Here is a 23070-nt window from a genome sequence, read left to right on the forward strand (position 1 = left end):
GCTGTTTCGATCAGTCCTGTCCTGCGTGTGGTCAGCCTGCGTGTCCGAGGGGGGACACGCACCTCAACTACACGCTTGGAACTCCAACCTGCGACGTCGATCGGCAAGTCACCGGCCGACTGGTAGCCGGAAGGGCTCCCGGGCGAGTGGACCGTTAGCTCCCGTCCTCGATTTCATCTCCGGCCCGATTGCGTACTCGATGGCAAGGCTGCAGTTGTCCTAGAACGTCCGGACCGCCTCGAACCGATATTCCGATGGATCTTCGGAGCGCTTTCCTTGGCTCCTGTGCCTACCTGAGCCGGAACGCCCGCGTCGCTGTCCGACTTCTCCGCCGATCAGGTCACGACTGGACGGCCACGTCTACTTCGGCCTGTTCGACAAGGTCCGGCGTCTCGACCCAACCGCCGGTCGGCCAGAAGTAGATCGCTCAACTCCCGGTCTCCATCTTCGACCGGCCCCTCGGTTCCCGCGGCAGCGTCCTGATTCCCGACGCCACCATGTGCAAACTGACCGGGCTGCCCAGTCCTGACTGTCCCCACCGCGGAAGCCCAGCCGCGGGCTCCCTGCCCTCGCACCTATGGCATATGGATCAGGCGGTCGATCGGGCAGAGGGCCGAAGATGAGCGACTCCCGGTGCTCCAGGCTCATGGCGTTGTCCACCTCCGTTGTCGACCGCAACGATCTGCAGCTGGCCGCGGCGCCGTTGCGCCGTACGTGGCAGCAGGTGGTAGACGTCACGGGTGCGCGCTAGGTCGACCCCTCTTGGCCTGCGTCGCAGGAAAATAGCGCGTCCTGGATCAGCAGCCCGGATAGTGGCACTCCCCTGTGATCGCGACCGTGTGACGTGCCAGGGTCGTGCGCGATGTTGACCAGAGTCTTGAGGCCTCGGCTGGCGCGTCTCGAACGCACGACCGGACCTCGACTCGGGAACCTGTGACGGATTCTGCCGACTGGCTGAGGCCTGCCCGGGGTAGCGCGCGCCCCTTGCCTAGGGCGACACTGGCCAGCTGGGCACGTCAGCGCCTGAGTTGCTCGGGCCGGTCGACTTGGAGCTGGCTCGGGCCGAGAAGCAATTGCCCAGGGCCAAGGGGCATGCCGGTCGGTTCGAGGTTCGAGCTGAAATGGGACGGGCTTCTTCATGATCCTTGGAGAGCAGGCGTCTCAGCCGAACAGGACCAACAACGTGACCGCGACGACGTAGACGACGAGTTGGACGAAGATGAGCACACTGATCATCCTCGCGAGGTCGGCACTGCTCCAACAGGAGCAAGAATGCCCCTGCCCGATAGATTCTCGTCATGCACAATGTCGCAGTCGTCGCCGCTCATCACGTGAAGAGCCTCGAACTCGCGATCCCGGCTCAGGTGTTCGGAACCGCGAGCTCACAAGACAAAGCGGACGGGGCGGTGTTCGGCGCTCCGCTGTACGAAGTGGTCGTGTGCGGGGAGCGAGCTGACCTCGTCGTGTGTGGCCGCGGCGGAACAGAGCTGTACCGGATGACCGCGCCACACGACCTGACCGCGGCCCTGACCGCTGACACAGTGATCGTGCCCGGTGCACGCACAGACATCGAACCGTCCACCGCGGTGCTCGATGTCCTACGACAGGCGCACGACCGTGGTGCTCGGATCGCCTCGATCTGCTGTGGTGCCTTCATACTGGCGGCCGCGGGACTGCTCGACGGACGGCGGGCGACGACGCATTGGACCTCCGCCGGCGGCCTTGCTCAGCGGTTCCCTCAGGTCGAGGTCGACCCCAGCGTGTTGTTTGTCGATGACGGCGATGTGCTGACTTCGGCTGGGGCAGCGACTGGCCTCGACCTGTGCGTCCACATGGTACGCAACGACTTCGGGGCGGCCGTGGCAGCCGATGTTGCCCGCCATGTCGTGATCCCACCCCAGCGCGATGGCGGACAGGCACAGTTCATGGTTCACCGGGAACCGACCGGTGACAGCGGTGCCCTGCAACCGACGATGCGGTGGCTGCGAGACCATCTTGGCGAGCCGCTGACGCTGTCCGACATCGCTCGCCACGCGGCCGTCAGCCCGCGCACCCTCAACCGGCGCTTCCGCGAACAAACCGGAACGACGCCACTGCAATGGCTCCTCACTCAACGAGTACGGCACGCCCAAGAACTCCTGGAAACCACAGCCCTGTCTGTCGAAGAGATCGCCAGACACTGCGGCTTCGGCACCGCAATCAACCTCCGCCAACACTTCACCCGCCGAGTCCACCTGTCCCCACAGGCCTACCGCCACGCCTTCCGCGCCCACTGAGCGCCGGCCCGCGCACTGAAGGGTTCAGTCAACGGATTGTCGCCGACGTCGAGCGCCCGACTCCGCACGGAGCGACACAGGCCGCGGTCCGTCGCTCCCCCCGGCGCGCGCCGGCTGTCGTCGCTGTACCCGTACGCCGCAGGATGGGCACCGGCTCACCCAACGGGTCGGCAGGTCGCTCTGGCCGTGGAACGAGTCGATATCGCCGGGGTGATCGTGGACGAACCTTGGCAGGTCGCCGACGCTTTCGACCGTGGATTCCAGGCCAGAAGCGCAGCAACACGATCTTATGTCAGGTGCAAGTCATCCAGATGCTGCTTACACTCGCTCGAGCGGATGCCGGATCAGCTCGAGGCGCGGTAGCATGACCGGCTCGGTGGCGCTGTGGTTGATGATCCGCATTCTCATCGTCGGCGCAGCCTCCGGAGTGAGGCCGGTACGGCGTAGTACGAGCGCGATGCGGGCGGCGTCGTAAGGCAGGTCCCAGTGTGGGCCGACGCGGCCAGCACCAACACCCACAACACCGCCTCGCATCGTGTCCTCGCCAAGAACGGCTTCGAGCAGCACGGCTCCGCCCGCAACCACCTGCACATCATCGGCCCCTGGGACGACGCCGACCTCTACCAGCGCATCCTCAACAACCGCCCCAGGCGAACTCCCGAACTGACCGGCTATCCCACGTCTCGCTCGCCCCGGCACGCACGTTTCTAGGCTTGCGAGAACACCACGTCGGTGTAGTAGTTGCGCGCCTGGTACGACGAGGTCGGGAATACGCCCTGGCTGGTGGCGAACACGCCGTTGGGTGCCTGCACCGTCGAAGGCAGCGTCTGCAGTACGCCGTTCACCTTGGCCGCGGCCAGTCCTTGCTCTGTCGCGCTGAATGCCCCGGTCGGTGAGCTGTACGACGCCACGAAGGTCGTGTTGGCGGCGATGGACACCGGGGTCGCGAACCTGACCTCCTGCCAGCCCGAGGCGGACTCACCGGTGAAGGTCGCCGACGCCAACCGGGTCCCCGACGCGGTCCAAAGCGAGCCGACGTGTACGCCGGTGTTGTGGGTGCCCTTGAAGAACCGGATGCCGTGGATCCTGCCGGCCGCTCGGGCCTGGAACCTGACTCCGAGCTCCATCGAGGTCGGCTCGGTCGCCCCGAAGACCGGCGCGTCCTTGACGTCCCAGATCGTGTAGGTGTCGGGTTGGAACACCACGTCGGCCCAGTAGTTGGTGGTCTGGTAGCTCTCGTTCGGGAACACGCTCGCGCCGTAGGCGAACACGCCGTTGATATCGGCCGGCGCGTGCAGGACGCCGTTGTCGACGCTGTGCCCGGCGAAGAACGGTTGGTTGTATCCGTAGGTGCCGCTCGGGGTGAAGTACGACGCCACGTAGGTGGTGCCGGCGGCGATGCGCACCGGCTGGGCGAAGCGGACCTCCTGCCAGCCAGCCGCGCTTTCGCTGGTGAACTCTGCGGTGGCCAGTCGTTGGCCTGAGCTCGACCACAGGCTGCCGGTGTGGAGGCCGAAGTCTCCGGGCGCCTTGTAGAACTTGATTCCGAGCACGACGCCGGGCCGGTCGGTACGGAACCGCACGCCGAGCTCGAGCGGCCGTCCGTCGGAGTACCGCTCCACCGCCGGGCCGACCTCGTCGGCCCACAGCGAGCGCGGATAGGCGAGGGTCGGTGCCTGCGCGATCCGGAAGGTCCAGTCGCGGCTGATGGTGTTGCCCGCGGTGTCCCTGGCCCGCAGATGGGCGTCGCACAGCTTGCCGTACGTCCACGGCGCGTTCGGGGTGAAGGTCGCCACCTTGGCGGCGGCGTCGTACGTCATTCGGCCCGGAGTTCCCGCCTCGGTCCCACCCTCGTACAGCTGCAGCGTGCTCGCGTCGATGGTGTCGTAGAACTGCACCCGGATCGGGCGGTGCGGCCACACGCTGGTGGCGCCGTTGACCGGCGAGAGGGTGTGCCGCCCGGCCGGGAATCCGGGCGGCCGCCCGAGAGTGCCGATCAGGCTGGAAAAGCCGCCGTCGTAGGTGGCATGGAGCTTGGGTGATCCCCACAGGACCTGCGACAGCGCGCGGAACGGCTCCATCAGCCGGTCGGACTGGAACTCCTCGGTCTCGCGGTCGGGCAGGGTCCACAGGTGCAACTTGGCGCCCCGCAGCCCCGGGGTGTTCGGGTCCACCGTCTCGCCGTTGAACACACCGGGATGGAAGTTGTCGTAGATCGGTTTCGGTTCCGGCCGGCGAGCGCCCGGGTCGTGGTACAGGAAGTCCCCGTTGGAGTTGGATACCTGATAGCCGGCGTTCAGCAGTTGGCTCGGCGTGCGGCGGCCGGTCCAGTGGACCCAGTGCTCGACGATCACGTTGGTGTCCACCGGCTCGGTGACACTCGTGAGCAGGCCGTCGTTCCAGATCCGCAGCTGCCGTCCGTTCGCCCGCACGTGGTCGTTCATGTCGTTGATGAAGCCGTACAGCACGTCCGGCGGGACCGCGTCGGAGCCGAACCGTTCCCGCGCCTTGGCGCCGAGCTCCGGGAAGAGGTCGTAGCGCACCGGAAAGTCGCCACTGAAGTCCACGAGGTACTCGTCCGCGCCCAGGTGCCAGTACCGGGACGGGAAGTGGCCGAGCATCGGCGTGATCACGTCGTTCTTCGCGAACGTGTAGGCCGCGTCTTTGCTGAGATCGAGCGCCTCCGCCCGGCCCGGCAGCGCCAGGTCCGGCCTGGTGGCGAGCAACTTGCCCATGTGACCAGGCATGTTGGTCAACGGCACCAGACCGATGTTGTACCTGGCGGCGTAGGCTGCCATGTCCTTCATCTCGTTCAGCGGAGCGGTGTCGTAACCGGGTGAGAACCAGAGCAGGTTCATCTTCAGGTACGACATTTCTTGGATCTGGCCCTGCCACCAGGTGGGCGTGTAGTACTTGGCCGCGTTGGCCACCAGGAAGCCGCGGTCGGGATACTTCGGCCAGTCGCGGGCCACACCGCCCGGTACGACCGTTGCCTGCCGCAACCACTGGACGACGGTGCGGGTACCGTAGAACACCCCCGACTTGGTTCCCCGGACCTGCATCGAGGAACCGACCTGGAGCTCGTACCCCTCGTCGTTCAGCCCGATGACAGCGGCCAGTGTGAGCACGATGTCGCCGGCTGCCGGCGCCGGACTGGTCTGTTCGACGACGGTGACCGTTCGCCGGGTGACCTTGCGGAGATCCTCGGCCAGGACGTCCGCCGTGGTTCTGAGCGTCGGAGAGTGGGCGGTGCTCACGATGATACGCACGGTTGCCGGCAGCGTGTACTGCCCGGCGGCCGCGGTCCACGACTGCAGGTTGGGGATCGTCGGCGGCGGCAACGCGGCCGCTGCATCAGCCTGGGCGCCGGCAGGCGTCACCGTGCCGGTCTGAACCAGGCCGGCTGCGACGGCCGCACTCGAAATGGTCAGGAATCGCCTGCGGGGCATGCTCATGATGAACTCCGGGCGGTGGGGAGTATCTTCGAAATATCGAAGTTATATTCGGATAATCGAGGATACGATCAGACTCCGAGGGCGCACAAGACCTCACCGAAACTGCGTGACTGGCGTCCGAACTGCTCGCCGGTCCGCCCGGGCATCGCGTGCCGCGACAAACCATCCGCCTGCCTCCTCTTCAGGGGGCGAACCGGTAGGCCCAGGGCGTCACCCAACAGCGCGACCCGCAGGTGACCACCAAGCGCCAGCACCGGCGCCGAATCCCAACTGACCACCTGGGCCAATTGCCCCGGCCGCCCACTCGGGTGCGCGGCGCCATCCAGCACTCACCCGATCGAGTGTGCCGCAGTGTGCGCGCAATAATTGGAACGACATGACCGGCACCTTCGTGGATACCGTCGCCGGGGATTGCCGAGCTGACGAAGTCCGTCTGGTTGCGATGGGCCGCCGAGGCCGGCTACCGCTGCGCTTTCACCTTGAACACTCTGCACAACGCGCCGATGCTGGGTCGATGAACGGCTCGGCGACCAGATGACGCTGAGGTCTGCCAGTCGAACAACGATCCGAACGGATGGCGGCGCGCCACGCTTGGCCGATCGCTCACTCGTGGGGTTCTGACAGCGCCTTCCGGGGCATCAGCGCGACGATCGGGAGGCTGAGGGCGGTGACGGCCACGAAGACCACAAGGGTCACTTTCATCGCGTGGTCCAGTCCAGAGGTCGTTGCGTGGAAGAAGATCGACGTGACCGCGGCCGAGCCGATCGCTGAAGCGAGTTGCTGGATCGAGCCCAGCGAGCCGCTGGCGCTGCCGGCTTCGTCAGGCCTGGCGTCGCCGAGTGCAACGGTAGGGATGGTGGTGAAGCAGAGGCCGGTGCCGATGCCGATCACAACGAACGCCGGGGCCAGCGCCCAGAGGCCGAGGTCGGTCCCCGACTGGTTGACGAGGGCAAGGACCCAGCCGCCACCGACGAGAGACACGGCAAGGCCGATGAAGACGAGCGTACGGCCGAGCTTGGTCACCAGGCCGCCCATGGCGGCGAAGCTGGCGGCGATGAGCCCCGCAGTGAGCGGCACCAAGGCGAGTGAGGCGTCCCGCGGACTGGCGTGCAACCCCTCCTGCAGAAACAGCGACAACACGAAGAACAGGCCGGTGCTGGCGGCAAACGCGACCAGGCCCACGATCATTCCCGACGTGAAGCCTCGGTTCTTCAAGAGCGAGGGCTTGATGAGCGGATGGGCTGCGGTCCGCTGACGATAGGCGAAAGCCGCGAGCGACACGATGCCGACGGCAATCGAGACGACAGAGAAGGCGCTCCAGCCGTTGCTGGAGCCCTCGATCAGGCCGTACAGCAGCCCGAACATGCTCACCGAAAGCAGACCGGAGCCCCAGCCATCCACGATGGTCGAGCGATCGGCGTCGTCGTCACGCGGCAGGATCCTGGTGGCTATCACCAACCCGGCAACGCCAAGAACGATGTTTGCCAGGAAGATCGGCCGCCAGGACAAGCCGAACAGGTCGGCGTTGATGACGATTCCAGCCAGGACCGGACCGCCGACACTCGCGATACCGAGCACTGGACCGAACAGGCCGAACGCCTTGGCGAGCATGTCGCGGTTGAACGCCTTCGTCATGATCGCCATGCCTTGCGGGATGAGCAGCGCTCCGAACGCTCCCTGAGCCACCCGAGCGGCGACGAGCACAGCCGGGTCAGGCGCGAACCCGATGATCGCCGAGGCCAGGGTGAAACCACCCATGCCGATCAGGAACATCCTGCGTTGGCCGAACTTGTCACCCAGCCGTCCGCCGATCAGCAGCAGGACACCCATGGCCAGCATGTACGCCGGCCCCACCCACTTGATCAGACTCTCACCACCGCTGAGCTCCTGGGCGATGGTGGGGGCGGCGATGTTCGTGATCGTTCCATCGATCACGTCGATCGCGTCGGCAAGCAGCACCAGCCCAAGGATCGCCCACATCCGGCGTGTGGTGACTGTGCTCGGCTCGGTCAAGCTGTTCATGAGGAACATCCTTCGGTCCCGTTGGGGCGCCTCTCCGGGGCGACCTCTCATCCCTAGGACGAACACCTCCAACCCGATCCGACATCGCCTTCAAGGATTTCTCCTGGCTGGTCAGGCGGTTAGTCCGTGGGACTCAGGACGACGCCGTCGGCCGCCGCTCGCCCAGCGGCGACGACAATCCGCAGGCGCTACCGCAGTTGGTTGCGGCGGCGGATCAGATAGGCGGACTCGGCGGTGTTGGCCGTCAGGGCGATGGCTCTGTCGTAGGCGACGCGGGACTCCTGGCTACGGCCCAGACGACGCAGCAGGTCGGCGCGAGTGGCGTGGTACGGGTGGTAGCCGGTCAGCTTGTTTTCAAGCCGTTCAACGGCCGCGAGGGCAACGTCGGGGCCGTCGAGTTCAGCGACGGCGATGGCTCGATTGAGGGTGATGATCGGCGAGTCGTCGATGCGGACGAGTTGATCGTAGAGGGCGACGATCTGCGACCAGTCGGTGTCGCGTACGTCGCGGGCGTCGGTGTGCACGGCGTTGATCGCGGCAAGGATCTGGTAGCGCCCCGGAGCTACCCCCGCAGCGGCAGCGGCCAGGCGCTCGCGCACCAGCTGGTGGCCGTCGGCGATCAGCGCCGGGTCCCAGCCTCCACGGTCTTGCTCCTCGAGGGTGACCAACTCTCCGGTTGCCGACACTCGAGCAGTGCGGCGGGCCTCGGTGAGCAGCATCAACGCCAGCAGTCCGGCCACCTCACCGTCCTGCGGCAACAGGACCCGGAGCAGGCGAGCGAGCCGAATCGCCTCGGCGGTCAGTTCGTGCCGCACTGGGTCGGTGTGGGGGCTGGATGCCAGGTAGCCCTCGTTGAAGATCAGGAAGAGGACCGCGAGTACGGCGGATACGCGGCCCGGGAGCTCCTGCGCGGCGGGCACCCGGTACGGAATGCGCGCGGCCTTGATCTTCGCTTTCGCGCGGGTGATCCGTCGCCCCATGGCGGCTTCTTGCACCAGGAAGGCTCGGGCGATCTCGGGCACGGTCAGACCGCCGACGAGACGCAGCGTCAGCGCCACTCGGCTCTCCAGTGCGAGCGCGGGATGACAGCACGTGAAGATCAGCCGGAGCCGGTCGTCGTCGATGGCGCCGAGAGGCTCGGGCGGGACGTCGGCGGACAGCATCTGAGCCTCCTGGTGCTTCTCGTCGCGCTTGTGCTCGCGCCGGAGCCGGTCAATGGCCTTGCGATTGGCGGTGGTGATCAGCCAGGCGGCGAGATTGGTCGGTACGCCGTCGGCCGGCCACCGCTCGACAGCGGTCGCGAACGCCTCTGCAGCCGCCTCCTCAGCGACGTCGAGATCACCGAAACGCCGGGTGAGGATCGCGACCACCCGGGCCCACTGCTGATGGTGCGCCTGGGTGATCGCCTCCTCGACGCCGTTCACAGGAACGGCCGCACCTCGACCTTGCGGTCGCAGATCTTCGACGCCTCGGTGGCGAGCCGGAGCGCGACATCCAGATCGGGGGCCTCCCACACCCAGACGCCGGCGAGGTACTCCTTGGACTCGACGAAGGGGCCATCGCTGAACACGGCCCGCTCGCCCCGGTTGTCGATGACCGTAGCGGCGTCGGTGTCGGCGAGTCCGCCCGCAAATACCCAGTGCCCGTCGGCCATCAGTCGTTCGTTGAACGCGCTGATGGCAGGCTGCCGGTCCGTGCTGCCCGGGTTGCCCTTGTCATCGATCACGGAAATCAGATACTGCATCTCGAGTTCATCTCCTCTGGTGTCGAGAAACGTCATGCGGTGGTCACGATTGTCAGGCCGTCGCGTACCGCGGGCGCCCGGCAGGCCGGAACACCTGGGCCGTCACACCCTTCGAGTCGACCCGCGACTCGACCAGGTCGAACGCGCGATCCGGACCGGCCTCGGGGAACAGTCTGTTGCCCTGGCCCAGGAGCACCGGGATCACAATCAGGATCATCTCGTCGACCAGATCGTTCTCCAGCAACCACCGAATCAGGGCACCACTGCCATGCACCTGCAGCGATCCCCCCGGCTTGGCCTTCAGCTCATTGACGGCCATCGCCAGGTCCCCCCGCAGAACCGTGGTGCCCTTCCATCGCGGCGACGTGAGCGTCGTCGAGGCAACGTACTTCGGGGTGTCGTTCAACGCCACGCCGATCGGATGTGTGCGCACCGATCCCCAGGACCTGGCGAACAACTCGTAGGTTCGCCGGCCGAACAGGAACGCGTCGGCACTCTGACAGTCTGTGTGATGAACGCCCTGGTTTCCTCGTCACCTGCTCCCCTGCCCCATCCGCCACGCTCGAACCCGTTCCTGCGGTCCTCCTCCGACGCTCCGCCGTTACCTTGCATCACTCCGTCGAGCGTGACCTGGGTCATGGTGGTCAGCTTCACAATCGCGGTCCTTCCCCTTCGCGCGGCCCTTGGTGTGGGCCCTCACTTCTGGGACGAACAGCATCAGCCCGATCCGACACCGCTTCCCGGCTCTTTGGAGGATGCGTGCCGAACGCCGGTCGTCCGGCCCGGCACACCACAACTCCGCGGCGACCGTTGGCGTAGCCGCTGAAGCGCTGATGTGCGGCAGTCGGCCCCAGCGCGGCGTCAGCCTCGATGGAGAGCCGTTGGAGGGTTCGGTGGCATAGGTGTGGCGGAGGAGCCGGTCGTCCGGCGCACACGGTCCCGCGGCGGAGCATCGGAGGGGACCAGTTGCAGAATGTGAGCGGCCAGATCCGCCGCGATCCGCGCTGGTCTGGCTTCAGGACGCGTGGCGGCGCTCGCCAGCGTGCCTTCGATCAACAACATGATGCGCTCGGCATCGTAGGCCGGCTCGGCATTCCCAAGCCGCTCCAGCTCGTGCTGAATCAACCGATGCAGCTCGGCACGGTATCCGCGGGCGACGGCATGTGCGGGGTGCTCGGGATCCTGCAGAGCGAAGTCAGCGCCGAGGTACCGGCAACCGCGAAAACCCTCCACCGTTACGGCAGCCTCGAGATGATCGAAGATGGCCAAGATCCGTTGAGCAGGGTCTGGCCCGGCACCGGACATCGCTGCGCGATACGCGTCGAGATCCCTGGCTGCGGTGCCACGCAGCACCTCTGCGAGGAGCTCGTCCTTACCCCCGAAGTGCTCGTAGAGAGAACGTCGGGCGACGTTCGCCTCTTTCAGCAGCGCGGCGATCCCCACACCCGCCCCTTCGCGGTAGGTGAGGCGCTCGGCCGCCTCGAGAAGGCGCTCTCTAGGGCCTCGCTGCGTGGGTTTGATCACCCGCTCAGCATGCCGCACTTGCACGAGTAGATCAAACGGTCTACCGTGAGTAGACCACTCGGTCTACAAAGGAGAAAGGTGCCCACCATGCCCAGTCGCGCTACCACCGAGGTCATCCATCAGTTCAACAAGGCCTTCGTGGATCACGATCCGGACCTGCTCATCGGCTTGGTCGGTACGGACTGCGTGATGGAAGCGATCCAGCCGGCCCCCGAGGGCGAGCGAGTCGAGGGCGGGGGCGCCTGTCTGGCGTTCTGGCAGGCGCTCGCCGAGGATCACGCCACCCAGTTCGAGCCCGAGCAGATCGACATCGCGGGGGACCGCGCGACCATCCGCTGGCGCTACCGCTTCGGCGCAGGAGAAACGGACTACGTTCGAGGCGTCAACCTGATGCGCGTTGCTGACGGCGTCATCGTCGAGGCGCTCGGCTACAGCAAGACCCCGGCTTCCGAAGCCGTGCCGCTCGCCACGACGATCGGCGCGTAGAGCGCGGACGGGACGCCCGATGACCCGACGGCCGACGCACGGGGGCTTGCGCGAGGCAGGCATGGACCTTGGCCATCAGGCGCACCCCGTTCATCCGCCAACCTGATGACCCGTACGGCGACCGTCCTCGGGACGGGGGTCAGCGGCGCCCTGTTGAGTTGTGTCGACAATCGACATAGCCTGCCGGAATTCCGATGGCGATCCTGGGAGGCCATATGTCTGAGGCAATCCGCACCGTGAGCTTGTCCGGCGACTGGGAATTCCGGCTCGACCCTCACGACGAAGGTTTCGCCCAGCAGTGGCACAGTGATCCAGCGGCCGGCTTCCCGCACCGCATCACCGTGCCGGGGGCCTGGAACGCTCAGGGCTTCGGGTACGAAGATCCGGTCGCGCTGCAGCAGTACGAAACCCGGCGCCGGACCGAGCTGGCACCGTTGATCGCCCGCCGGGCGGTGGTTCTGGGCGACGAGGCCGAGTCCGAGCGGGTGTTCGACGTCTTTCCCGGACCGGCCTGGTACCGAACGACCGTGGTGGTCCCGGCCGACTGGTCCGGCCTCACCACCTCGCTCGTCTTTGCCGGCGTCCATCGCAGCGCGACGGTCTGGATCGACGGCCGCCTCGCCGCCGAGCACCAGTCGTACGTCACACCGCTGACGATCCCGCTGGACGACTTCGCGACCCCCGGCTCCCCGATCACCATCGTGGTTCGCGTCGACGCCCGACGGGACCGAGCGACCGATCCCTTCCTCGGATGCCTCGACACCCTCGACTTCGTGCACACCGAATGGGGCGGGCTGCACCACGACGTCAGGCTGGAAGCGACCGGACCGCTGCGGATCGAGGACGTGCTGCTCGTCCCTCGCCTCGCCGATCAGCGGGTCGACATCTCCGCTGCCCTGACGCTGAATGCGGAGCCCGGCGCCGGCGACCGACCGGTCACCGCCGAGGTGGAGAGCGCCGCCGGCGAACTGGTCGGTCGCGCGGAGGGCACCTCGAGCAACGGGCGGATCGCGCTCTCCGTGCCGCTGAGCGACGTACGGCCGTGGACACCGGAGACGCCGTACCTCTACCGCTTGCGCCTGCGGACCGGCGCCGCGTCGTACGAGGTGCGCTTCGGGATGAAGGAACTGAGCGTCGACGGTGACCGGTTCCTGCTGAACGGACGCCCGTTCTTCCTGCGCGGGTACGGCGACGACTGCATCTTCCCCGAGACGATCGCTCCACCGGCCGATGTGGCTGAGTACCGCCGCCGGCTGGGCATCGCCCGCGAGTACGGGTTCAACTACGTGCGCCTGCACAGCTGGGTGCCTCCCGAGGAGTACCTGGACGCCGCCGATGAGGTCGGCATGCTGGTGCAGCCCGAGCTGCCGCTCGCCAGTTGGCACGACGTGCCGGCCACGCCACAGGCCGGGGCGGTCGCGGCGGCGGCCTGGGAGGACCTGATCCGCCGGTATCGCAACCACACGTCGGTCGCGGTGTGGTGCATGGGCAACGAACTTTACGACTCGTTCGACACGGCCGGCGAGATGTACCGGATCGCGAAGCAGCTGGACCCGACCCGCCCGGTCATCGAGTCCGACGGCAGCAGGCTCGACGCGATCGACCGACCGACACTGGACTTCGTCTCGGCACCGTTCGAGGCGAACGACTCGATCGGTCTCGGTGACGGCAAGTACGAACTTGCCGGCCGTCCGGCCAAACCGGTGGTGGCCCACGAGGCCGGCTACTTCCAGACGCTCCCGGACCCGTCGGAGCTGTCCCGCTTCGGCGGCGGACTCAGCCCGTACTGGCTGCGGCAGGTGGCCGAACGCCTTGCACACCAAGGGAACCAGAAGCGATACGCCGAGCACCTCGACACGTCGCGGCGGCTGCAGGCGGCCTGCCTGAAGACCAACACCGAGGCCGCCCGGCGGTCCGGGCTCGCCGGCATCTCGGTGTGGCTCCTGCAGGACTACCCGAACTGCCCGGAGGGCGTACTCGACATGTTCTACGAACCCAAGCTGCTGACCGCGACCGAGTTCCGCCGATTCAACGCCCCGACCGTGCTGCTGCTCGGCGGCTCGTTGGCGACCCGGCGCAATCTGGCCGGCGGTGAACGCGTGTCGGTGGAGCTGATCGTCTCGTCGTTCGAGCATGAACCGCCACCAGCGGCGACCGTCCGATGGAACTTGCGGTACGGCGACAAGGTGGTCGCCGCCGGCAGCTGGGACGACGTTGCGCTGCCGGACGGCGTCCATTCGATCGGCTCCGCCGAGCTCGAACTGCCTGCCCTGCCGGCTGCTGTCAAGCTCACGCTCAGCGCCGAGCTCACCGCCGGGCAGCTGCACACGGACAACAGCTGGGACATCTGGCTATATCCACGCGCCTCCGGCGGCGAACGCGTGCCCTGCACGGCCGGTCTCGCCGATCTGCTCGACCGCCTGCGGGAGGCGGATCCGAGCGACCTCGCGCCGGGGGAGCCTTTGCTGGCCGAGCGGATGACCTCGGCCGTTCGGACACACCTGGACAGGGGCGGCCGGGTCCTTCTACTCGACCCTGAGCCGCTGTTCGCCACCGAGCCGACCGGCTTTCGTCCGGCCTCGTGGGACGGCGTGGGGCACTACGGCCTGACGTTCGACAAGGACCACCCGGCGCTGCGAGCGATGCCGACCGAGGGCTGGTGCGACCTGCAGTTCTACCAGCTGCTGCAGGGCTCGAGATCGGTGTCATTGGGCGAGCTGCCGGTCGAGCCGATCGTCACCTGCAGCGACCTGCCCTCCCGGATGGCGCACCGCTCACACCTGTTCGAGGTCCGCGCCGGTGCGGGGTCCCTGGTTGTCTGCGGCCTCGACATCGCCGGTGCGGTCCGCGCCGGCGATCCGGCCGCGGCGTACCTGCTCAACGAGTTGCTCGGCTACCTGTCCGGGCCGGAGCTCCGGCCGGCGGTGTCGCTGACAGGGTGGTGAGGACCCCGCTCAGTCGGCCGTCGGCGGCTCGGGCATCTCGAGGATGTGCCGGTCCAGCTCCGCCAGGGCCTGGCTCTCGTCGCCGGAACGCAGCGCATCGAGCAGCCGGGCGTGCTGCTCGGCCGGCCGGGCGGTCGAGGTCAGCGTCTTGGCGTCGCGCTGGAAGTACGCTCTGATCCGCGGCTGCATCAGCTGCCAAATCTGCAGGCAGTGCGGCTGTTCGGCCCGCTCCATCAGCAGTTCGTGGAACTGCAGGTCGGCCTGGGTGATGGTGTCGGCGTCGTCCTTGGACGCGTCCATCTGGTCGACCAGGCGCTGCAGCTGCTCGAAGTCGGCCGCGGACAGCTTCGGCAGTGCGTGCCGCAGCGCGAACCGCTCCAGCGTCCGGCGGATCGGCACGATGACCTCTTCGATCTCAACCTGGGAGATGCCCAGCACCACAGTGCCGCGGTACGGCGAGGACACCACCAGGCCCTCGTTCTCCAGTTGGCGCAGCGCCTCACGCAACGGTGCGCGGCTGGTGCCGAACTGGGCGGCCAGGTCGGGTTCGCGCAACCGGTCGCCGGGTTGCAGCATCCCACTGGAAATGGCGTCGCGCAGTGCCGCCGCGACGTGGTGCCGCCGCGACATCGCTGTGATCGGCGGTATCTGCTCGGCCGGCATCTGTCCATCCTCTGCTTGTCGGGGGCCTACAGCTAATCATCCGCGGGCCGAGCGTGAGACCGGACCCCAGTGGTTGACGATTGTCGACACTCGACTCTATCGTCCTGTCACTACTCCCTGCTTCCGGAGCCGCCATGTCGCCCGTTCTCGTTGCCCTCTACCTCTGCCTGTGCCAGGAGCGCTGGTGACGGGCGATGTGGTCGTCACCGACGTCGAGGTTCTGATCCTGGACGGCGGCGCCGACTACGGCAGCACGCTGGCCGATGGCGAGCGGTCCGGCCCGCGGCTGACCTGCCTGATCAAGGTCAGCACGGACGCCGGAGTGACCGGGTACGCCGATGTCGACTCACATCCCTGGCTGGTGAAGGCCGCGGTCGAGGCGCCGACGCACATCCCGGAGTTCTGCGCGGGCCTGAAGGACGCGGTCGTCGGGCAGAGTGTCAGTGACCGTGACGCGCTGTGGAATCGGATGTACCAGCACAGCTGGTACCACGGCCGGCGCGGCGTGGTGCTGCACGCGATGAGCGGGATCGACATCGCGATCTGGGACATTGCCGGGCGGTTGTCGGGGCAGCCGGTGTACGACCTGCTGGGCGGGCGCCGTCGGGACCGGGTGCTGGCCTACGCGAGCACTCTGTTCCGGCCGACCCCGGACGAGATGCGCGAGGCCGTCAAGCACTACCTGGACCTGGGCTTCCGGGCGATCAAGTTCGGCTGGGGGCCGTGGGGCGGCGATCCGGACCTCAGCATCGAGCTGTTCGCGGCGGCGCGGGCCGAGGCCGGACCCGAGGTGCTCCTGATGGCCGATGGTCACATCACCGGCGACCTGGCCGCGGTGCGCGAGCTCGTCCACCGGCTGGAGGACTACGACCCGTTCTGGGTGGAGGAGCCGTTCCCCGCGGACCGGCCGGACGACCTGGCCGCACTCGGCCGGCACGCCCCGGTCCGGATCGCGTCCGGTGAGCAGCTCGGCGGTGTCGCCGAGTTCCGTGAGCTGCTGCGCGAGCCCGGGTTGTCCGTCGTCCAGCCGGACCTGTCCCGCTGCGGCGGATTCACCGCCTTCCGCGACATCGCCGCGCTGGCGACCGGCCCCGGGTGCCTGGTCGTGCCTCACGCCTGGACGTCCCACCTGCTGACCGCGGCGGCGATCCAGGCGGCCGCATGGGTCCCCAGCGGCGGATACCTCGAGTACAACGTCTCGTCGGCGCCGCTCGCTCGCGGACTGGCGACGGGTCTGCGGTTGACCGACGGCGAGGTCGAGGTGCCGGCCGGACCGGGACTCGGCGTCGACGTCGATCTCGACCTGATCGACAAGTACCGGGTCGTCTGACCAACGAGCCAAGGAGACAGCCATGAAGCCATCCCCTCTCACCCGGCGCCACTTCCTCGGCCTCGGAGCCACCACCGGCGTCGCGGCCGCCGGTCTCGCGGCCGGCTGCAGTCCAGCCGGCGATGCCGGCGGCACGTCCCGCAAGGACGCCGACGACGGCGGCAAGCCCGTGACGCTGTCGTTCTGGAAGCCGCCGGGCCTGCCCCCGCCGGACGAGAACAAGTTCTTCCAGCAGCTGACCGGCGACTTCGGGCAGTCCCACGGCAACGACGTCGTCAAGCACCTGCTGCTGCCGTGGGACGACGCGTTCACCAAGTACACCGCCGCCTTCGGCGGGGGCACCCCGCCCGACGTGTCGTACTTGATCCTGCCTTGGATCAACCAGTTCGGGACGGCCGGCGGACTCGCGCCGCTGAGTGACATCGACCCCGGTCTGGATCTGTCGGGCGTGAACCAGAACGCGGTCGACTCGGCGAAGATCGACGGCAAGCTGTACGGCGTGCCGTGGTATTCCAGCCGGGTGCCGCTGGCACTCAACGAGGCCGTCTGGGAAAAGGCCGGCAAACCGCCGCTGCCGAAGACGTACGTCGAGCTCGCGGAGTTCGTCAAGCTGCTCACGTTCGACAAGGCCGGTCGGGCGTTGGCGGACCCGAGATTCGACCGACGGAGCATCAGTACGTACGGGATGGCCTGGCCAGGTCTGTGGGAGGTCCAGGCCAACTACCTGTGGAACTACCTGTGGGCCTACGGCGTGGACTACATCAGCGAGGACCGCAAGAACGTCGGTTTCGATAACGAGCAAGGCCGGGCGGCGCTGCAACAGCTGCGGCAGATCCAGGAGTCCGGCGCGGCGACCCCGATGTCGTTGTACGCCGACCCGCTGAAGTGGGAGGACATGATCTGGACCGGCCGAGCAGCGGTGCAGTGGACCTCGCCGCCGCGTGCCGAGAAGTTCAAGAAACACCCCACCACCCGGCTCAAGGTGCTGGACCTTCCCTCGGGGCCGGCCGGTCAGTTCATGATCGGTGGTGTCGGCTACCTGTGCATCGCGGCGAAGTCGAAGTACCCCGAGACCGCGCTGGAGTTCATCAAGCGTGCCACCTCGGACGACGCGGTGAAGCGGTACCTGCAGCAGACGCTGCTCTTCCCGATCAAGGACAGCGTCGACGGCAGCATCTACTCGGCGGTGTCGGACCGGCAGCCGCGGCAGTTCCTGCTCGACACCCTTGCTCAAGGCAAGTACCTGCGCTTGACCAAGCCGCTGCCGTTCAACGCCGAAGAGTACCTCGCGGGCGAGATCAACAACTTCGTGTCGGGTCAGAAGGATCTGGACAAGATGATCAAGGACGCCTCGAAGCAGATCGGCACCATGGCCAGGAACGCGGGCCTGTGAGCCGGCGGACCGGGGGAAGGAGGGCTCCGGGGACGGCCGCGCTGTTCCTCGGCCCGAAGGCGCTGCTGTTCGTTGCCTTCGTCCTGGTGCCGTTCGCGTACACGTTCGTGCTGATGTTCCAGCGCGGCACGCTGATGCGTGGATTCACCTTCGTCGGCCTGGACAACCTGACCTCGATGCTGCAGGACAGCCTGTTCTGGCTGACCCTGCGCAACACCGGACTCTACCTGCTCGTGTCGGTACCGCTGAACATCGTCGTCCCGCTCGCGGTCGCCCTGCTGATCAGTCGTCGGATTCGCGGGATGCGGGTGTACCGGTCGCTGATCTACATCCCGTCGCTGTTGTCGATCGCGGCCACCGGCCTGATCTGGAACGTGCTGATCGACCCCGACATCGGTCCGCTGTACCAGTTGACGAACGGCGTGCTCGGGCTGGACCTTCCCTACCTGAGCAACGGCACCGCGGCGATCGTGCTCGTCGCTGTGGTCGGTACCTGGAGTGCGCTCGGCTTCAACTCGATCATCTTCATGGCCGGGCTGAACGACATCCCCGAGGAGCTCTACGAAGCAGCCAGCATCGACGGTGCCGGCCGGGCGCGGATGTTCTGGGAGATCACCCTGCCGCTGCTGAGACCGGTGATGCAGATCCTGCTGGTCCTGGTGACCATCGCCGGGATCCAGGTGTTCGACATGATCTACGTGATGACCCAGGGCGGACCGGGAACGTCCACGTACACCGTGATGTGGTACATCTACCAGAACGTCTTCGCAGGCGGATCCGTCGGCTACGCCGCGGCGATGGGGGTGATCGTGCTGATCGTCTCGCTGGTCATCACCGGTCTGTATCTTCGGCTCACCCGGACCGAGGGCGCGACCTATGACTGACCGTTCCCACCGGCTCGCCTCGACGGCCACCACCCACCTGCTCGCGGTGATCGTGTCGGCCGTCTGCGCGGCTCCGGTCCTGGTGGTGCTGATCGCGTCGCTGAAGAGCCTGAGCACCTTCGACAACCTGTCGCCGTTCACCGGCGGCTGGACCCTGGCGAACTACGCCGAACTGCTGACCGGCGGCCAGCTTCCGCGCTGGGTGCTGAACAGCCTGCTCGTCGGGGTCGTGGTGACCGCGCTGACGGTGGTGATCGACCTGATGGCCGGCTTCGCGTTCGCCAAACTGCGATTCCGGGGCCGGGAGCCACTGTTCCTGCTGCTGATCAGCACGATGATGCTGCCGTTCTCGATCACGCTGGTACCGACATACCTGCTGGTGGCGCGGTACGGGCTGGTCGACACGTTCCCAGGGCTAATCCTGCCGGCGCTGTCTGGGCCGCTCGGCGTCTACCTGATGCGGCAGTTCATCAAAGGGATCCCTGACGCGTTGCTGGAGGCCGCGACGATTGACGGCGCCTCGCTGCCGCGGATCTTCCTCCAGATCGTCGTGCCGCTGTGCCGCCAACCGATGGCGGTGCTGACGGTGTTCACGTTCGTGGGCACCTGGAACAGCTTCCTCTGGCCACTGCTGATCGCGCAGAGCGACTCGATGAAGACCCTGACCGTCGGCATCGCGACGGCCAACCTGCAGTTCGAACGCAACCTCGGCACGATCACCGCGCAGGCGATCATCAGCCTGGTGCCGATGCTGATCCTGTTCGTCGCGTTCCAGCGGTTCTTCGTCAAGGGGATCACCGCCGGTGCGTTCAAGGGATAGCTCGAGGTCACGAAGGAGTGATGGGATGCTGGCGGTCGTCGCTGGTGCCGGTGGCGGGATTGGCCGGGCGTGTGCCCGCGCCCTGGCGGTCGAGCATGACGTGGTGCTGTGCGTCGACCGCGACGAGCAGGCCGCGGCTGCCACCGCGGCCTCGCTGAACGGCGGGACCGACGCTCGATCGGGCCGACCGGGCGACGAGGTCCGGGCGGTGGCGTTCGTCGCCGACGCCGAGAACCCGGAGTTCGGCGCGTCGGTCGCGCGCCGGGCCGCGGAGTTCGGGTCGGTGCGGTCGGCCGTCTACGCGATCGCGCATGAGGAGCACGTCCCGGCCGGGCAGCTCAGCCGCGCGTCGATGATGCGCAGTCTGACCGTCGGACCGGTCGCCGCGTTCGAGTTCTTCCGTGCCCTGCCGCCGGCTGCCGGTGCATCGTACGTCACGATCGGTTCTCTGCATGCGTCCGAGCCGTTCCAGAACTGCCTGGGCTACAACGCCGCTCACGGCGCGCTCGCCCAGGTGGTCCGAACGCTGGCGCACGAGTGGGCCGAACGCAGGATCCGGGTCAACGCCGTGGTTCCGGGCTGGATCGCGACCCCCGGCGAAGAAGCGTTCTACGGTGCGGATACCCTGGCGAAGGCTGCCGCCGGGCTTCCCTTCGGTGCGCTCGGCCGACCGGAACAGGTCGCCGATGCCGTGGCCTTCCTGGCCTCCGACGCCGCGGCGTACATCTCCGGATCGTTCCTGACCGTCGACGGCGGACTGTCGGTGTCGCTGGCCCGACTGCCGGGGATCTGAGATGCGTTACGTCTGCGTCTTCGCCCATCCCGACGACGAGATGCGCTGCCTCGGGACGTTGCTGCGGCTCCACGAGGCCGGGCACGAGATCGCCTTCGTCACCCTGACCGCAGGCGACAAGGGACTGCCGTTCCACCCGCCGGACCAGCAGGCCAAGGCCGCCGAGATCCGGGCCGTGGAGATGCGGTCGGTCGCCGCCGAGTTCGACGCCGGCTACGTCTGCCTGGACCGGGAGGACGGATTCGCCTTCGAGGACGCGCAGCTGCGGCGGGACATGATTACCGTCCTGCGACAGCTGCGGGCGGAGGTGGTCTTCACCCACTGGACCACCGACTACAACCCCGATCACGCGCTGACCGCCAAGCTAGTCACGGACGGTGCATTGCTCGCTCCCCTGGCGTCGTTCGCGCCCGGCACCGCCCCGTTGCCTGCCGCACCGCGGATTTGGTACGTCGACCCCGGCCCTGGACACTGCTTCGAGGCCACCCACTTCGTTGCCTACAGCCCGGTCCACGCCGATCGTAAGGCCGCGCTGATCAGGCGGCACCGCAGCCAGATGGAGGTGATGCGCGAACTGAGCGGCGAGGACTACGCCGATCACCTGCTGGAGTACGACCGCGTCACCGGGCGCCGGCTGATGGCAGGTCCGGCGGAGGCCTTCCGGCCGTGCCTGACCGAACGCAGGATTCCTTGGCCGTCGGACCTCCCTGGCCGTCTCGGCTGATCCGGCGGGCGCGGACGGACACGCCGGTGCTGCCCGCAACGAACCGCGACCGCCGCCGGCTTCACCCGAGCGCGGGCAGCCGGTCGGCGAACTCGGCGAGGAAGCGGTCGACCATCCGGACCTCTTCGGCGTCGAGGCGGTGGGCTGGCTCACGGCAGTAGGCGCTGGCAAACAGGCCGCGCCGGACCGAAATCAGCTTCTCGGCGGCGATGATGCGTTCGGTGTCGAGCATCCAGTAGGAGATGTAGGGCAACAGCCGCCGGTGCAGCTCGTAGCCGGACTCGGCCACGTCCGGGTCCGAGGCTGTGAGGCGCTGCCAGATCTCGACGTAGATCTCGGTGAAGGAGCAACCGGGCTGCGTGCCGACCGCGCCCCGGCGTACGGCGTCGGGCAGTTGCACGCCGGCGTACCCCTCGACCGCAGGCAGGGGTGGGTTCCGGGCGGCCAGCTCGGCGATCAGGGCACCCGGCGGGGAGGACTCCACCTTGACCAGGCGGAGGTTGGGGTGCCGCTCGCGGATTGTGCCGAGGGTCGCCGCGTCCAGGCTCGTGCCCGTCTCGGTGGGTGCGTACTGCAGCACCAGCGGGATCGGGTCGACAGCCTCCAGCACCGCACAGATGTGGTCGACGAGGGACCGGCGCGACGGCGTGAGGAAGTGCGGGGGCAACAGGTTGATCACGTCGGCGCCGGCCGCCACCACGGCGCGGGCGCGCCGAACCGCCAGGATGGTCGCGTGATCCTGGACGGCGACCACAGCGGCTACGTCGTTGAGGTGGCGGGTGCGGGAGAGCAGGATGTGCGTCAGCCGCCACCGCTCGTCCTCGGACAGCTTGTGGAACTCCGAGGCGAAGCCGGGGAACATCACGCTTGTCACTCCGCACGACAGCACGTACTGCACCAGGCGCTCGAAGCCGTCGAAGTCGACCTCTCCCTGATCGGTGAACGGGACCGCCAGGACCGGCGACACGCCACGGACCAGCAGGGACGCGTCCACTGCGAGCTCAACTGTCATCAGAGGTTCCCTTCCAGGGGTTGCCGGTCGGCGCTGGTCACGCCGGAAGCCGAAGGCCGAGTGCCGCCAGCGCGTCGGCGTGCACGATCTGGTCGATCACGTGCTCCGGCACGCGCGGCAGCTTGGTGCCCTCGAGCATGTCGTTGACCGTTCGCAGCCCGGCGATCGCCTCGCCGCTGGTGGCGATCGGGAAGTCCGAGCCGAGCAGCAGTTTGCCGGCCGCGCCCCACTCGACGGCGTTGATCAGCGACTGGTACAGGACCCAGGGCCGCAGGTAGATCGACGACACGTCGGCGTACACGTGCGGATGCTTGCGGATCGTCACGACGGTCTCGCGGCTCCACGGGTGTCCCATGTGCGCCATCACGATGCGCAGCTCCGGAAAGCGCAGGGCAACCTCGTCGGTCACCAGCGGATAGGTGTACCGCAGCGGGGCGTGCCGGATCGGCGAGGCGCCCTGGTGGAACAGGATCGGCAGTCCGTGCTGCTCACAGTAGGCGTAGAACCGCAGCGCCGCGTCACCCAGCGGGTCGAAGTCCTGGTAATTCGGTCCGAGCTTCACGCCGACCAATCCGAGCTCACGGCACCGGTCCGCCTCCTCCAGAGCGTCCGGACGGGTCGGATTCACCGACATGAAGCCGATGCGTCGTGCCGGGTCCGCCGCGACGAACTCGGCCGTAGCGGTGTTGCAGCGCTCCGGCGGATGAGGAATGCCGACGGCGCTCAGCGGATCGTCGACCGCGATGTTGAACACGATCGACACGTCAGCGGCGCTCACGGCCTCGTCGTAGTCCCCCCAGGAATTGGTGGTCACCACCGGCCGGTCTGTCCGCCAGTTGTCGTAGCTGCGGCGCTCGCCGGCGGGCACCGCGCTCCGGTGCGTGGGGGTGTGGGTGTGCACGTCGACAATCATTAAGCGCCGATCTTCCGTATCTCGAAGATAAATATCGATATACGAATCGTATTGCCTACGCCCCAGTGCCGCAAGACGCGTGGTGC

19 protein-coding genes are annotated in these 23070 nt (G+C 67.5%); 10 read left to right on the forward strand and 9 right to left on the reverse strand.

The window, feature by feature from the left end; all coding sequences use genetic code 11:
• The first annotated feature begins 1298 nt into the window (after window positions 1-1298).
• Both KFLA_RS22305 and KFLA_RS22310 read left to right on the forward strand, forming a co-directional pair.
• Window positions 1299-2276, forward strand: coding sequence for a GlxA family transcriptional regulator (locus KFLA_RS22305; RefSeq protein WP_012922080.1), 978 nt, complete (start codon window positions 1299-1301; stop codon window positions 2274-2276).
• A 486-nt stretch (window positions 2277-2762) separates the two neighbouring features.
• A complete protein-coding gene (locus KFLA_RS22310; protein WP_041289441.1) occupies window positions 2763-2987 on the forward strand; it encodes a GNAT family N-acetyltransferase in 225 nt (74 codons plus the stop codon).
• On the opposite strand, the gene KFLA_RS22315 is transcribed toward KFLA_RS22310, so the two are convergent.
• The 6 genes from KFLA_RS22315 to KFLA_RS36820 form a co-directional block, all read right to left on the reverse strand.
• A complete protein-coding gene (locus tag KFLA_RS22315; RefSeq protein ID WP_012922081.1) occupies window positions 2984-5731 on the reverse strand; it encodes a DUF4082 domain-containing protein in 2748 nt (915 codons plus the stop codon). The two genes, KFLA_RS22310 and KFLA_RS22315, sit on opposite strands and share 4 nt — an antisense overlap.
• Before the next feature lie 603 nt (window positions 5732-6334).
• Window positions 6335-7753 carry an MFS transporter gene (locus KFLA_RS22325; protein ID WP_012922082.1) on the reverse strand — a complete coding sequence of 473 codons (1419 nt, stop codon included), beginning with the start codon at window positions 7751-7753 and terminating at the stop codon, window positions 6335-6337.
• Between the two features lie 188 nt (window positions 7754-7941).
• Window positions 7942-9177, reverse strand: coding sequence for an RNA polymerase sigma factor (locus KFLA_RS22330; protein WP_012922083.1), 1236 nt, complete (start codon window positions 9175-9177; stop codon window positions 7942-7944).
• The gene (locus KFLA_RS22335; protein ID WP_012922084.1) at window positions 9174-9497 is read right to left on the reverse strand and encodes a YciI family protein; all 324 of its coding nucleotides are present in this window, start codon (window positions 9495-9497) and stop codon (window positions 9174-9176) included. The genes KFLA_RS22330 and KFLA_RS22335 overlap by 4 nt, the downstream gene beginning before the upstream one ends.
• Window positions 9498-9549: 52 nt before the next feature.
• Complete coding sequence (locus KFLA_RS22340) at window positions 9550-9954, reverse strand: dihydrofolate reductase family protein (RefSeq protein ID WP_237706566.1); 405 nt, start codon at window positions 9952-9954, stop codon at window positions 9550-9552.
• 404 nt (window positions 9955-10358) lie between these two features.
• Window positions 10359-11021: a TetR/AcrR family transcriptional regulator gene (locus KFLA_RS36820; RefSeq protein WP_083792897.1), complete on the reverse strand. Its 663-nt coding sequence runs from the start codon at window positions 11019-11021 to the stop codon at window positions 10359-10361.
• Between the two features lie 87 nt (window positions 11022-11108).
• Here KFLA_RS36820 and KFLA_RS22350 point away from each other — a divergent pair, with 87 nt between their 5' ends.
• Both KFLA_RS22350 and KFLA_RS22355 read left to right on the forward strand, forming a co-directional pair.
• Window positions 11109-11507: a nuclear transport factor 2 family protein gene (locus KFLA_RS22350; RefSeq protein ID WP_041289443.1), complete on the forward strand. Its 399-nt coding sequence runs from the start codon at window positions 11109-11111 to the stop codon at window positions 11505-11507.
• 215 nt (window positions 11508-11722) lie between these two features.
• Window positions 11723-14452: a glycoside hydrolase family 2 gene (locus KFLA_RS22355; RefSeq protein ID WP_012922087.1), complete on the forward strand. Its 2730-nt coding sequence runs from the start codon at window positions 11723-11725 to the stop codon at window positions 14450-14452.
• A gap of 9 nt (window positions 14453-14461) precedes the next feature.
• Here the strand turns inward: KFLA_RS22355 and KFLA_RS22360 are convergent, their stop codons facing one another.
• Window positions 14462-15115 (reverse strand): GntR family transcriptional regulator, encoded by a 654-nt coding sequence (locus KFLA_RS22360; protein WP_012922088.1) that lies wholly within the window; start codon window positions 15113-15115, stop codon window positions 14462-14464.
• Window positions 15116-15299: 184 nt separating this feature from the next.
• Between KFLA_RS22360 and KFLA_RS22365 the strand changes: the two genes are divergently transcribed.
• Genes KFLA_RS22365 through KFLA_RS22390 form a run of 6 tightly spaced genes read left to right on the forward strand, consistent with a single transcriptional unit; the run spans window position 15300 to window position 21059 of the window.
• A complete protein-coding gene (locus KFLA_RS22365; RefSeq protein WP_012922089.1) occupies window positions 15300-16445 on the forward strand; it encodes a mandelate racemase/muconate lactonizing enzyme family protein in 1146 nt (381 codons plus the stop codon).
• 22 nt (window positions 16446-16467) lie between these two features.
• On the forward strand, window positions 16468-17838 hold the full coding sequence (locus tag KFLA_RS22370; RefSeq protein ID WP_012922090.1) for an ABC transporter substrate-binding protein: 1371 nt from the start codon (window positions 16468-16470) through the stop codon (window positions 17836-17838).
• Entirely contained in the window at window positions 17835-18722 is an 888-nt protein-coding gene (locus tag KFLA_RS22375) for a carbohydrate ABC transporter permease (protein WP_012922091.1), read from the forward strand. The genes KFLA_RS22370 and KFLA_RS22375 overlap by 4 nt, the downstream gene beginning before the upstream one ends.
• Complete coding sequence (locus tag KFLA_RS22380; RefSeq protein ID WP_012922092.1) at window positions 18715-19542, forward strand: carbohydrate ABC transporter permease; 828 nt, start codon at window positions 18715-18717, stop codon at window positions 19540-19542. The genes KFLA_RS22375 and KFLA_RS22380 overlap by 8 nt, the downstream gene beginning before the upstream one ends.
• 25 nt (window positions 19543-19567) lie before the next feature.
• Window positions 19568-20335, forward strand: coding sequence for an SDR family NAD(P)-dependent oxidoreductase (locus tag KFLA_RS22385; protein WP_012922093.1), 768 nt, complete (start codon window positions 19568-19570; stop codon window positions 20333-20335).
• A gap of 1 nt (window position 20336) precedes the next feature.
• Window positions 20337-21059 (forward strand): PIG-L deacetylase family protein, encoded by a 723-nt coding sequence (locus tag KFLA_RS22390; protein WP_012922094.1) that lies wholly within the window; start codon window positions 20337-20339, stop codon window positions 21057-21059.
• Between the two features lie 61 nt (window positions 21060-21120).
• Here the strand turns inward: KFLA_RS22390 and KFLA_RS22395 are convergent, their stop codons facing one another.
• On the reverse strand, window positions 21121-22071 hold the full coding sequence (locus tag KFLA_RS22395) for a dihydrodipicolinate synthase family protein (RefSeq protein ID WP_012922095.1): 951 nt from the start codon (window positions 22069-22071) through the stop codon (window positions 21121-21123).
• A gap of 37 nt (window positions 22072-22108) precedes the next feature.
• Entirely contained in the window at window positions 22109-22984 is an 876-nt protein-coding gene (locus KFLA_RS22400; RefSeq protein WP_012922096.1) for an amidohydrolase family protein, read from the reverse strand.
• Window positions 22985-23070 lie beyond the last annotated feature (86 nt).

It is taken from the genome of Kribbella flavida DSM 17836, from assembly GCF_000024345.1.
In the GTDB taxonomy this organism is placed as follows: Bacteria; Actinomycetota; Actinomycetes; order Propionibacteriales; family Kribbellaceae; genus Kribbella; species Kribbella flavida.